General features: G+C 39.5%; 10 protein-coding genes and 1 pseudogene. 10 read left to right on the plus strand and 1 reads right to left on the minus strand.

Features of this window, described 5'->3' with window-relative positions:
- Positions 1–138: 138 nt before the first annotated feature.
- From atzF to V6E90_RS06480, 3 genes are read left to right on the plus strand one after another with little or no spacing between them, the layout of a single operon-like run.
- Positions 139–1,962, plus strand: coding sequence for an allophanate hydrolase (gene atzF, locus V6E90_RS06470; RefSeq protein WP_332604851.1), 1,824 nt, complete (start codon positions 139–141; stop codon positions 1,960–1,962).
- Positions 1,963–1,981: 19 nt separating this feature from the next.
- The gene (gene uca, locus V6E90_RS06475; protein WP_332604852.1) at positions 1,982–5,587 is read left to right on the plus strand and encodes an urea carboxylase; all 3,606 of its coding nucleotides are present in this window, start codon (positions 1,982–1,984) and stop codon (positions 5,585–5,587) included.
- A 6-nt stretch (positions 5,588–5,593) separates the two neighbouring features.
- Positions 5,594–6,298 (plus strand): GntR family transcriptional regulator, encoded by a 705-nt coding sequence (locus V6E90_RS06480; RefSeq protein WP_332604853.1) that lies wholly within the window; start codon positions 5,594–5,596, stop codon positions 6,296–6,298.
- A gap of 345 nt (positions 6,299–6,643) precedes the next feature.
- Here V6E90_RS06480 and V6E90_RS06485 read toward each other — a convergent pair whose 3' ends face one another.
- A complete protein-coding gene (locus tag V6E90_RS06485) occupies positions 6,644–6,781 on the minus strand; it encodes a hypothetical protein (RefSeq protein ID WP_332604854.1) in 138 nt (45 codons plus the stop codon).
- Between the two features lie 677 nt (positions 6,782–7,458).
- Between V6E90_RS06485 and V6E90_RS06490 the strand changes: the two genes are divergently transcribed.
- The 7 genes and pseudogenes from V6E90_RS06490 to V6E90_RS06525 all read left to right on the plus strand — a co-directional run bounded on the left by V6E90_RS06490 (position 7,459) and on the right by V6E90_RS06525 (position 13,377).
- Positions 7,459–7,770 carry a hypothetical protein gene (locus V6E90_RS06490; RefSeq protein WP_332604855.1) on the plus strand — a complete coding sequence of 104 codons (312 nt, stop codon included), beginning with the start codon at positions 7,459–7,461 and terminating at the stop codon, positions 7,768–7,770.
- A gap of 86 nt (positions 7,771–7,856) precedes the next feature.
- A pseudogene (locus V6E90_RS06495) lies at positions 7,857–8,085 on the plus strand (RHS repeat-associated core domain-containing protein); the annotation flags it as partial.
- A 701-nt stretch (positions 8,086–8,786) separates the two neighbouring features.
- Entirely contained in the window at positions 8,787–9,095 is a 309-nt protein-coding gene (locus tag V6E90_RS06500; protein WP_332604856.1) for a hypothetical protein, read from the plus strand.
- A gap of 463 nt (positions 9,096–9,558) precedes the next feature.
- Positions 9,559–10,437, plus strand: coding sequence for an AraC family transcriptional regulator (locus V6E90_RS06510; RefSeq protein ID WP_332604857.1), 879 nt, complete (start codon positions 9,559–9,561; stop codon positions 10,435–10,437).
- A 4-nt stretch (positions 10,438–10,441) separates the two neighbouring features.
- Positions 10,442–11,455, plus strand: coding sequence for an NAD(P)H-quinone oxidoreductase (locus tag V6E90_RS06515; protein ID WP_332604858.1), 1,014 nt, complete (start codon positions 10,442–10,444; stop codon positions 11,453–11,455).
- A 100-nt stretch (positions 11,456–11,555) separates the two neighbouring features.
- Positions 11,556–12,431 carry a glyoxalase III HchA gene (gene hchA, locus V6E90_RS06520; RefSeq protein WP_332604859.1) on the plus strand — a complete coding sequence of 292 codons (876 nt, stop codon included), beginning with the start codon at positions 11,556–11,558 and terminating at the stop codon, positions 12,429–12,431.
- Positions 12,432–12,672: 241 nt separating this feature from the next.
- Positions 12,673–13,377: a winged helix-turn-helix domain-containing protein gene (locus V6E90_RS06525; RefSeq protein ID WP_016540050.1), complete on the plus strand. Its 705-nt coding sequence runs from the start codon at positions 12,673–12,675 to the stop codon at positions 13,375–13,377.
- The last annotated feature ends 15 nt before the right edge of the window (positions 13,378–13,392 follow it).

Here is a 13,392-nt window from a genome sequence, read left to right on the forward strand (position 1 = left end):
TAGCACTATAAATAACCCACTCAAACGACCTTGTATTTTACTATTTTTATTAAAATATTGATTTATAAATTAAATATATTGTTGGCACGCTTTCTGCTTCTATCTATTCAAACTTGTATACAAGATAGGATTCATAAAGTGAGCGAAATAAAAACTTTAGGCTGGACAATTTCTGAGTGGCAAACAGCGTATTCAAAACAAGAGATTCAGCTGGATATTTTAAAAGAACTGGTTGCAGCGATTGATCCAAACGATGTTGCATGGATTTCGCTGGCCAGTACAGATTTGCTTGAACAACAGATCCAATCTTTAAAGCAACTGACTCAAAATAGCGACAACCTGCAAAAACAATTTCCGTTATATGGTGTGCCGTTTGCAGTCAAAGACAATATTGATGTGGCTGGTTTTGTCACCACAGCGGCATGTAAGGCACTGAATACTGTTGCGACACAAGATGCAGAAACGGTTCGTTTACTTAAACAAGCTGGTGCGATTGTACTTGGCAAAACCAATCTTGATCAATTTGCGACGGGTTTAGTTGGCACACGTTCACCATTTGGGGCAGTACCGAATAGTTTTAAACCCGAATATGTCAGTGGTGGTTCAAGTTCAGGTTCAGCCAGTGTGGTGGCACGTGGCTTAGTCCCATTTTCTCTCGGAACTGATACCGCAGGATCGGGGCGTGTTCCAGCCGCTTTCAATAACATTGTCGGATTAAAACCAACCAAAGGGCGTTTTTCCAATCGTGGGCTATTACCCGCAGTAAAAAGTATCGATTGTATTTCTATCTTCGCGCTCACCGTGACTGATGCTGAATTGGTGGCTGCTCAAGTCGAAGCTTATGATGCTTTAGATAGCTATTCACGTCAGCATCCTAAAAACGTACCTGCACGCTTTTCCAGCAAATTGAAATTTGCGATTCCGAATAAATTGAACTTCTTTGGTGATGAATTGGCTGAAAAAGCGTTTCAACACACCATTCAATTACTGGAAAGCTTAAATGCTGAAATTACACCGATTGATTTTTCTGCTTTCGAGCAACTTGCAGCACAACTTTATCAAGGCTCTTGGGTTGCGGAGCGTACCGCTGCGGCGGCTGATTTACTCAAAAGTAATGCCGATGATTTTGATCCGACTGTACTAGAAATTATTAAACAAGGTGAAAAATATTCTGCTGTCGATGCCTACAATGCTGAATATTTAAAACAGGATTTAACCCGAAAAATTCAAGACAGCTTAGCTGCATTTGATGCCTTGATCGTGCCAACTTCACCGACGATTTATACCATTGAGCAAATGCAACAGCACCCGATTGAGTATAACGCACACTTCGGAACGTATACCAATTTCACTAATCTCGCAGATTTAAGTGCCTTGGCATTACCCGCAGGTTTTAGGGCAGATAACTTACCATTTGGTATCACGTTGATTGCACCTGCTTGGCACGATGCAGCTTTGGTGCATTTCGGCAAAGCATGGCAGAACTATCTAGCACTAAAACTCGGAGCTTTAGATAAAACATCATCAATAAGTGCACCAACTTTGGTATCTCCTCATCATATTCGTGTCGCGGTTGTCGGGGCACACTTAACAGGTATGCCATTGAATTTCCAGCTCACTACGCGTGGCGCAGTGCATGTCGAAACCACCAAAACCTCTCAGGATTATGCGCTTTATGCCTTGAATGGCACAGTTCCCCCAAAACCAGGTTTGGCACGTCAGCAAGAAGGGCAAAGCATCATTGTCGAGCTTTGGGATGTGCCTACAGCACGCTTTGGTGAGTTTGTGGCAGAAATCCCAACGCCGTTGGGTATGGGCAATGTCGAATTGGAAGATGGTCGCTGGGTTAAAGGCTTTATTTGCGAACCTTATGGTCTAGGCGATGCGGAGAATATTAGCCATTTTGGCGGCTGGAGAGCGTATATCCAGCATCGTAATCAAACAGCCAAAGCAGCCAATTAATTTTTAGGGGGAAATCATCATGTTTAAGACTGTACTTATTGCAAACCGTGGTGAAATTGCTGTCCGGGCAATTCGAACACTGAAAAAATTAGGCATTACCAGTGTCGCGGTTTATTCAGACAGTGACCGTTATGCTCAACATGTGCAGGATGCAGATATTGCAATAGCACTGGAAGGTTTAAAGCCAGCTGATACGTATTTGAGTATCGAAAAATTGATCCAAGCAGCCAAACAAACAGGAGCTGAAGCGATTTTTCCGGGCTATGGCTTTCTGTCTGAGAGTGCCGATTTCTCCCGTGCGTGTGAAGAAAATAATATTGCCTTTATGGGTCCAACAGCAGAGCAGATTCTGGAATTTGGTCTAAAGCACCGTGCACGTGAACTCGCCGCAGCAGCTCATGTTCCAATGACACCCGGCACAGGCTTGCTGGACAGTCTAGAAGAAGCATTGACTGCAGCTGAGCGTATTGGTTATCCAATCATGCTAAAAAGCACCGCAGGTGGTGGTGGCATTGGCCTTACTCGTTGTGACACCGCACAAGCACTGGCAGATGCCTATGAAAGTGTGAAACGCCTCGGTGAGCAGTTTTTTAAAGATGCAGGGGTCTTTATTGAATGCTTTATTGATAAAGCACGTCATGTCGAAGTACAGATTTTTGGTGATGGTCAAGGTCAAGTGGTCGCGTTTGGTGAGCGTGATTGTTCATTGCAACGCCGAAACCAAAAAGTGGTTGAAGAAACGCCAGCGGCGAACTTACCTGAAGCAACCCGTAAAAAGCTACATCAAGCCGCAGTTGAACTAGGGCGCTCTGTGAATTATCGCAGTGCAGGAACGGTTGAGTTTATTTATGATGCGCAAAGAGATGAGTTTTATTTCCTTGAAGTGAATACGCGTTTACAGGTAGAGCATCCTGTGACGGAAATGGTGACAGGTCTCGACTTAATCGAGTGTATGCTCAAAGTCGCGGCAGGTGATGCCTTGGATTGGGACTATCTCAGTAATATCCAACCGCAAGGTGCTGCGATTGAAGTCCGAGTTTATGCAGAAGATCCAGTTAAAAATTTTCAACCAAGCCCAGGTGTGCTCACCGAAGTTTCATTTCCTGAAGGTATTCGCGTCGATACTTGGGTGAAAACAGGTACCGAAATTTCTCAGTATTTTGATCCAATGATTGCCAAAATTATTGTGCATGCTGAAGATCGAGCGACTGCGATTGAAAAATTAAAAGTGGTTTTAGCGGAAACGCGTTTAAATGGTATCAGCACCAACTTGGATTATGCCCGTGCCATTGTCTCAGACCAACGTTTTGAGTCTATGCAAATTTGGACTCGAATGCTTGATGATTTCAGTTATTCACCAAAAGTGATTGAGGTAGTACAAGCAGGTACCTTGAGTTCAATTCAAGACTATCCAGGACGTACTGGCTATTGGGATATCGGTGTACCGCCTTCGGGTCCAATGGATGATTATGCCTTCCAATTGGCCAATCGAATTGTTGGAAATGATGCTAAAGCAGCGGGTTTTGAGTTTACTTTAGTGGGGCCAAGCTTAAAGTTCCATGCTGATACCACCATTGCACTCACAGGTGCAAGTTGTACCGCTTTGTTAGATGATCAACGCATTGCTTTTTGGCAACCGATTAAGGTCAAAGCAGGCCAAACCTTGAAAATTGGTCAAGTAGCTTCAGGCTGCCGTACTTACTTAGCCGTACGTGATGGACTGGATGTTCCATTATATTTGGGTAGCCGTTCAACCTTTGCATTGGGCAATTTTGGTGGTCATGCAGGACGTACTTTACGTGTTGGCGACATGATCAAAATGGTTGATGCAGAACTTGCCAGTCCAGAATTGCCGCTGGCAACCGATACACCACAAGCGCTATCGAAAGATTTAATCCCTGAATATAGTAATGAGTGGGAAATCGCCGTGTTGTATGGACCACACGGTGCGCCTGATTTCTTTAAACCTGAATATGTCGAAGAATTCTTTGCCTCTGAGTGGACGGTTCACTTTAACTCAAACCGTTTAGGCGTCAGACTTTCAGGTCCGACACCAAGCTGGGCCAGAGAGAATGGTGGTGAAGCAGGTCTGCATCCATCCAATGTGCATGACTGTGAATATGCAATTGGTGCGATCAACTTTACCGGTGATTTCCCAGTGATTTTGGCAAAAGATGGCCCAAGTTTAGGCGGCTTCGTTTGTCCAGTAACCATTGCCAAAGCAGAACTGTGGAAAGTTGGGCAATTGAAAGCCGATGACAAAATCCGTTTTTATCCAATTACGGCAGAGCAAGCCAATGCATTAGAACGGAAACAAATCGACAATATTCAGAACTTTGCGGATGCGACTAAAGTTGTTGAAACGATTGAACCTGCTCAAGACGTATTTAGCACTATTTTGGCTCAACGTGAACCAACTGATTTATCGCCAAAAACCGTGTATCGCCAAGCGGGTGATAGCTATATCTTGCTCGAATATGGTGAAAACGTTTTAGATTTGGCGCTACGTTTGCGTGTGCATCAACTGATTCAAATGATTCGCGATGCCAATCTTGCAGGTGTTTTGGAGTTGTCGCCGGGTGTACGCTCATTACAAATTAAATATGATGGTCTGGTAATTCCTCAAACTGAGCTCATTCATCAATTACTGAAACTTGAAGAGCAAATGGGGGATTTAAGCCAACTGAAAATTCCATCACGTATTGTGCATTTACCAATGGCTTTTGAGGATAGTGCCACTTTAGGTGCCGTAGAGCGTTATCAGGAAAGTGTCTGTGCCAAAGCACCGTGGTTACCAAATAATGTTGATTTTATCCAACGGATTAATGGTCTGGCACATCGTGATGAAGTCAAAGATATTATTTTTGATGCCAACTATTTAGTGCTAGGTTTAGGCGATGTCTATTTGACAGCACCATGTGCAGTACCGATTGACCCACGTCACCGCTTACTCAGTTCTAAGTACAATCCTGCACGTACTTTTACCGCAGAAGGGACTGTCGGTATTGGTGGGATGTACATGTGTATTTATGGCATGGATTCACCCGGTGGTTATCAGTTGATTGGGCGAACGCTGCCGATCTGGAACAAGTTTAAAAAGAACAAGCAATTTGGTGATAAGCAATGGTTCTTGCAATTCTTTGACCAGATTAAATACTTCCCTGTGACTGAAGCTGAATTGAATGAATGGCGTGCAGATTTTGAAAATGGTCGTGCTCAAATTCAGATTGAAGAAACTGAGTTTGACTATGCAGACTATGTACAATTCTTGGACAATGAAGCGGAAAGTATCGCGGCATTTAAAGACAAGCAACAACAGGCCTTTAGTACTGAAGTGAGCCGCTGGAAAGAAGAATTTGCTGCGCAACCTGAGCAACATGTTGAGCAAGCCAATCATGTTGATTACAGCCATCTTTCTTCTTTAAATGCTTCAATGACTGGAAATATCTGGAAGATCTTTGTAGAACATGGCCAAGAGATTAAAAAAGGTGAAACTGTTGCTATTATTGAAGCGATGAAAATGGAGTTGCCTGTCTATGCGGAAGAAGATGGTATCGTCAAAGCCATTATTTGCCGAGCAGGGCAAACCGTACACAGTGGTGAACCATTGGTCTATATGGAATAAGCTTGAATGAAAGAAGCGAACATCAACATAAAGAACACAAGCAAAGGCTCAGACAATTTGTCTGAGCTGGTTTACCAACGCATCAAGAATGACATCTTTGATTTTAAATTGATGCCAGGCGAACGCTTTACTGAGTCTGAAGTTGCTAAAGCCTATGATGTGAGTCGTACCCCCATCCGACAAGCCTTATATCGTTTGCAACAAGAGGGCTATGTTGATGTGAGCTTTCGGAGCGGTTGGCAGATTCGGCCGCTCAATTTTCGTTACTATGAAGAGCTTTATGATGTGCGTATTGTTCTAGAAAAAGATTCGATTCGAAAGCTTTGCCAAATCGATCATCATAACTCGGTTGAGTTGTCGGTGTTAAAAGACCTGTGGTTAGTGCAACCTTCTGAGTATTTAAAAGACATTAAACAACTTTCTCAGCAAGATGAAGATTTTCATTGTGCTTTGGTCCGAGCTTCAGGCAATAATGAAATGGCAAGGATTCATCGAGACTTAAGTGAGCGTATTCGGATTATTCGCCGTTTGGATTTTTCCAAAGATTATCGGGTTGATGCAACCTATCAGGAACATCAAAAAATCTTGAATTTTATTTTCGATCGGCAAACAGAACAAGCGATCAATGCGATTGAAGCGCATATTATGCAAAGTCGTGATGAAGTGAAAAAAATTACCTTACAGATGCTGGATTCGAGTCAGTTTTATTAGATTGATGTTCAGAAAGGCAGCTGGCTTTTATGTAAGTTTATTTTGTTTTGCTAATTGATTTATAAAAATTAAAATAATCAAAAAATTTTGTTCTTAACCATTCCGATTTGCTTTAGAAGGGAAGATGAAATGCTGCTCAGTTAAAAATGATTTTTAAAACTATAAATATGATCTAAAGTAACACCATAACTTTGTACCCCTCTCAACTATCATAGAAAGGGGTTTATATTTAAATAAGGTTTTCTATGGAATATAAATGGTTTTTAATTTTTTTTGGTTTTTTTTATGCGTTAATGACGTTGATCTGCTCATATTATTTATCTAAACTTTTAATTAAATTTATTTTTAAAAGAAGTCGAGAGGGTGGTAATATTGCTTTTTTTGCATGGTTTGTATTCTTTGTTGTTTTTTTAATAATATTTGCATATCTTTCAACTTTTTTAAATGCTGATGGCGAGCTAAAAAATCATTTTTCAAACTCATATCTTTACTCTATAGTTTTCATATCAATTGCCTATAGTATTTTAACAAGAAAATAAGAGGCCTTAGTATTCTAAATGAAAATAAAACCTATTTTACTTGTGAGATAGTAATAATGCTAGCCTAGATTGGACAACCATATCATTTGCCAATAATTAAATGTGTAGCAGGGAGAGTGCTAATGATAAAGAAATTAAGCTAATGAAGTTTACGGAGTTCATTAGCTTTGTATTTAGTCATTAATAGGTAGTTTAAATTGTTCAGTAATAAGTTTTTTTAATGGGATTAGGTGCATTTTATGGCTTTATGGTCATATTAATTTCAATTTATTTTGCAGAAAAAACTTTTAATTTTTTAAATAAAAATAAGCGGGATAGGATTGCAAAAATAATAGCATTATTTAGTTCCACTATTATATGGGTACTAGTTATAGCAATATCTTGGAATATTTCTTGGAGATTTCCTATTGATGATAGTTTGTGGAGCTACTTTTCAAGTTCACATTTAATTGTCATGTGGTTCACGTTAATTTTTTATTTTAAAAAAAATAGAAGCGCACGCTGAATTTTTTCTCAAGAGAGTTGTGATTTAACTTAAAAATGCTATCTTCTTATGGTTGATACATTACAGTGACGTTAAATTTTTATTCACCTTAATAAGCTTACAGAGATAAGATTTTAATGGATAACTGGAAATATGCTTTGGTCGCATCTGTTGTGACAGTGCTCGGAATGGCTTTACTAGCATTACTTTCAAGGTTTAGATTGTGGAAAGTTTCGCTAAGTATTTTTTTAGTTTCAAGTATAGGATTTTGTATTCTTGTAGTACTAGGACGCCGTTCAGATAATAGAGGTTTTGATGATGGTCCATGGGGAGCACATGGTGTATTGATGGAATTTCTGAACCTAGAAATAATTATAATTAGCTTGGGAGTAGGTGCATTTATAACTTTAATCTTCTTCTTATCCATTCTTTTGTCTGATAATAAATAAAAGACGACAGTGCTAGACATGCAGTAGTCTGGGAATGGGATGAGCAATGGTAAACGAAGCGGTTGAAGCTTTGTCATTGCGCAAGAGCCTTTGGTTTAGGGAATCCAACAGGTTCTATTACTTTTAATCTTCGTTTCCCTGGTCAGTATTATGATGTAGGTACAAACCAGTTCTATAACCACAATCGTTACTATAACCCTGAGCTTGGTCGTTATATGGAGCCTGATCCAATTGGATTGGTAGGTGGCAGTAATCCGTATGCATATGCTTTAAATAATCCGATTATGTATGTGGATAGTACGGGCGCTATTCCTCTCCCTGTTGTTACGGGCATTCTCGGAGGAGTCGTTGGTGGTGGAGCCTCATTAGGCGTACAAATAATAAAAAATAAAGGTGTCAGTACTATTAATTGGAAGCAGGTAGGAGTTGCTACAGCTGTTGGTGCTGTTGCAGGAGCACTATCCCCTATGACAGCTCAGTCTACATTAGGGGCTATAGTTTCAGGTGCGACTTCAAATACAACACAATATACTTTGGGTCAATTAGTAGACGGAAATGAGTTTAAAGTTAGTGAAGCGATTTTAAGTGCTGCGATAGGTGGCATAGGTGGTAAATTTGCAGGTTCAGTTACAGCAAAGCCTAGTTTACCAGTTTCGACAACTTCGATTTATATACCTAAACCTTTAGCGCAAAAAGTTAATAACAATATGCTTTTTTACTCTAATACTTCTGATCAAGCCCTTTTTAGAAATACCATAGGAGCTTTACCAAGTGGTCTAAGTGACATAGGCAATTTAAATAGTTATGTTGTTCGTATGAATACACAAATGAGTCAAGATACTTTAAAATCCTACCAATACAATCTATACATTACTGGCAATAGAGGTGATTTCCCTGATCTATGGACTGTTAGCCCATTACATCTTGAGATTATCAAGTAAATGTGAGAATTAAAATTAATGAAGGTATCTTACTTTTAAATTAGGATACTTTCTCTATTGTTAGAGATTTTTTACATGATTAATAGTGTGTCGCTAATTGTTTCTTTCAGCCTAATTTTAGGTTTTTTATTTGGGAGATATTATGTTTTAGTTTTTAATAAAAATTTATCTTTTTTATCTAAAGCAATGATGAAGATTGGTATTAATAGGGGAGTTGAGAAAGTTGGCTCATTTATTTTATCAGTCATTGTTGTTGTATTTTTCTTCTTCTATATATTTTTGCTATCCCCATATATACCAGATGAATTATGGTTTTATTGCTATACCTCATATTTTTTTGGTATTGGATTAGGTTTGCTCTTTAAAAATTACTTTTATGGATAACTGGAAATATGCTTTGGTCGCATCTGTTGTGACAGTGCTCGGAATGGCTTTAGTAGCATTACTTTCAAGGTTTAGATTGTGGAAAGTTTCGTTAAGTATTTTTTTAGTTTCAAGTAGAGGATTTTGTATCATTGGAGTATTAGGGAGGCGATCAAATAATCATGGTTTTGAGGGGGGAGATTGGGGCACAAGGTATATGGAAAGAGTTTATGAACTTAGAGACTATTTTAGTAAGTTTAGGGGTAGGTCTATTTATAACACTACTATTATCTTTTCCGACAATAAAAAATGATTTTTGGTCAAGTCATACGCATTAATTTTGGATGATTTAGCCATGTAGTAGCACATGAAAGCTAGGCTTCACAAAACTCTCTTTTTCATGCCTAATTCTGCATAAAACTAACAGTTTTTATCTGTTTGCTATTTAATAATAAAAATCACATTTCCAATCATCAGATGACACATGATGAATGACCAGACTCTGATCAATTTATTTCTAAAACTCATACCGAAAGAAGGCTTTTTTGCTACGGCCATTGATGGCATCACCTTAATGCGTGTTGATCACAACACACCACCGATTGCTGTACTACAAGAACCAACCTTAGTGTTTGTTTTACAAGGTCAGAAGCGTGGTTATATTGGGACAGAGACATATTCGTTCGAGAAAAATGAATGCCTGATCGTCTCAGTTTCTATGCCATTTGACTGTGACACCATTGCCAGTCCAGAAGCACCAATGATTGCGATCAGCATGAAATTGGAAGCAGATACGGTCAATGAACTACTGGCTAAAACCTATTTTGAAAACTACCAGTTTAAGCCACTCACCACTGGAATGAGTGTGATCCAATATGATCAAACGCTATCGAATGTCCTCATCCGTTTGTTAAATACCCTGACTTCCGAGCAAGATGTATTGATCTTGGGAGATCAGGTTAAACGAGAATTGCTGTATCGGGTGATTCAACATTCAGGTGCTGATGCCTTAAAAGGTCTGGTCGCTCAGGGCAATCTCAGACCGATTTATAAAATTTGTGAATATATTCAACATCATTTTACTGAAAAACTCACTGTGGAAATGCTGGCAGAACAGGCCAATATGAGTACTTCTGCCTTCCATAAAGCCTTTAAACAGGTGACGCAGCATTCGCCTTTACAATATTTGAAAGTGGTTCGGTTGCATAAGGCAAAACAATTGTTGCAAAACGCAGACCAAAGTGTGGCTCAAGCGGCTTATGCTGTTGGATATCAGAGCTCTTCTCAATTTAGCCGAGAATTTAAAAAGCAGTTTGGTTTTCCACCCAAACATGCTGAATTTAATACTGAAACGGAGTCATGATTAAATGAATCAAAAAAGCGTAGAACAAATGAAATATATCGAAATTACACAAGCCGGTGGTCCAGAAGTATTACAAGTGACACAAGGGCCTCGACCAGAGATTAAAGCAGATGAAGTGCTCATTGAAGTCTACGCAACAGGAATCAACCGACCTGATATTTTACAACGTCAAGGTCTCTATCCGATGCCTAAAGGGGTAACGCCTATTCCTGGATTAGAAGTTTCAGGCGTGGTTCGTCAAGTAGGTGAACACGTCACACAGTTTAAAATCGGTGATAAAGTCTGTGCACTGACCAATGGTGGTGGGTATGCAGAATACTGTGCCGTACCTGCCAATCAAACCTTAACAATTCCAAAGAATCTGAGTTTTGTCGAAGCGGCTGCTATCCCTGAAACCTATTTTACCGTTTGGGCCAATCTATTTCAGATTGGACAGTTGAAAAAGAATGAAACCGTACTGATTCATGGTGGGGCCAGTGGTATTGGGTCCACAGCAATTAGCTTGTGCCATGCAATGGGCATTAAAAACTTTTCTACGGTTGGTAGTGATGACAAAGTAGAGAAATTAGCTTCGGTGTCACAAGTGATCAACTACAAAACACAGGATTTTGAAAAAGAAGTTTTGGCCCAAACTGATGGTCAGGGTGTTGATGTGATTCTCGATATTATCGGCGCTGCTTACTTTAATCAAAATCTGAGATTGTTAAAGCGAGATGGACGTTTGGTGATTATCGGTTTTATGGGAGGGCGAAAAGTCGATGGCTTTGATATACAAGAATTGATGTTAAAACGTGCGGTAGTGACTGGTTCGACCATGCGTGCCAGAACCAATGCTGAAAAAGCTCAAATTACCCAAGAACTTGAGCAGTTTGTCTGGCCGTTAATTGAAGCGGATCAATGTAAGCCAATAATCTATAAAACCTTTGCATTTGATGAAGTGGCGCAGGCGCATCAATGCCTAGAGAGCAGTCAACATACGGGCAAAGTGGTACTCGAAATTAAATCTGAATTTGCCTAATAGTGTTCAATCCATGCCTGTTCATACTCAAAACTTGAGTGAAACAGGCGACTCAAGCAGTATGTATTTAAACATAACGACATGATGAGGAACCTTGAAAATGACTACAAATACTGATGATCGCAACCCAAGTCCAGACCGTGCAGAAGATAATGCTTTTTTCCCGTCACCCTATTCACTGAGTCAATATACATCGGCAAAAACTGACTACGATGGCACGACTTATCCAAACCCATACCAAGGCGATAAAAAGATTTTAATGATTGCAACAGATGAACGTTATATCTTGATGCAAAACGAAAAATTCTTTTCAACAGGAAATCATCCTGTTGAAATGTTATTACCTATGTTTCATTTGGATAATGCTGGCTTTGCCTTTGATGTGGCGACACTTTCTGGTAATCCAGTTAAGTTAGAAATGTGGGCGATGCCGAATGAAGAGCAGGTGGTTTTAGAAACTTATAAAAAATATGAAAAACAACTCAAAGCACCGCTGAAGTTGGCAGATATTCTGGAACAAGCTTTAAGTGCAGATTCACCTTATGCGGGTATCTTTATTCCAGGTGGGCATGGTGTGCTTGCCAAAATTCCAGAGAGCCAAGAAGTCAAAGCGTTGTTAAAGTGGGCAGTTGCAAATGATAAATACGTGATTACATTATGCCATGGTCCCGCATCTCTGCTTGCAGCTTCAGTTGATGAGAATCCACAGGATTATATTTTTAAAGATTATCAGATTTGTGTATTTCCTGACGCGTTAGATAAAGGCCCGAATATTGAGATTGGTTATATGCCGGGACAATTACCTTGGTTAGTCGGTGAAAATCTTGAAAAGCTCGGTGTGGAAATCTTGAATAAAGGTATCACAGGGCAGGTTCATCAAGATCGAAAATTATTAACAGGTGATAGCCCACTGGCTTCAAATAATCTTGGAAAACTTGCTGCGACAACTTTATTGGCAGATCCTGATCTTCAATAAACCTTGCTGTTGCAATATCCAAAAGCCTAGCTAAATTGCTAGGCTTTTATCATTGGAAATTTGGTGAAACATCCTGAAGCATATTTTTGTGGATTTTTTTGCTTCAAAAGTCAGATTTTCATACTTATTTTTTATAGAAATGAACATTGAACTGACACCAAAATTACATTTATGTCATTCAAAACTATTTAAAGTTCTAGAACGTTATTATCATCTTAAGTAGGGCGTTAACAGGTTTAAGATGAAAATATTACTAGTCGAAGATGAGCAAAAAATTGGGAGTTATCTTAACCAAGCCTTATCAGAAGCAGGTTATATAATCGACTGGGTCACAGATGAAATAACGGGTAAGCATCTTGCACTCTTGTTTAGTGAATATGATTTAGTGGTATTGGATGTCATGTTTGCTGGTTTAAATGGCTGGAACATTCTGCATGATGTTGGAAAGAATGGAAAAAGTATGCCTATTTTGTTTTTGATTGCGCGCGATCAAATTGAAGAGCGAGTGAAAGCACTTGGCCTTTCTTTTACTTTAGTCGAGCTTCTCACACGAATCAAAGGTCTATTAAACAGAGAGCAGTGGAATCATGAAATCAACCGAATCTGTGTTGCCGATCTTGAGCTTGATCTCTGGAAACGTTGTGTTAGTCGGGCAGGTCAACGCATTAATCTGACCAGTCAAGAATATGCACTGATGGAGCTATTCATGAGTAGGCGTGGAGAGGTTTTACCTAAATCGCTCATTGCATCACAGATTTGGGATATGGATCGCGAAACTGATACTAAGATGGTTGAAGTGGCTATTAGTCGTTTAAGAAATAAAATTGACCGTAATTTTCGACCTAAGCTAATTCATAATATCTATGGCATGGGTTATGTACTTGCAGAGTGGCGCGGCTCAAGGGAAGCGCATAAAGCAAGATCGAGCTTTGAAATCAATCAATAATGGTTTAAATGTCGA

It is taken from the genome of Acinetobacter sp. ESBL14, assembly GCF_036668815.1.
GTDB lineage: Bacteria > Pseudomonadota > Gammaproteobacteria > Pseudomonadales > Moraxellaceae > Acinetobacter > Acinetobacter gyllenbergii.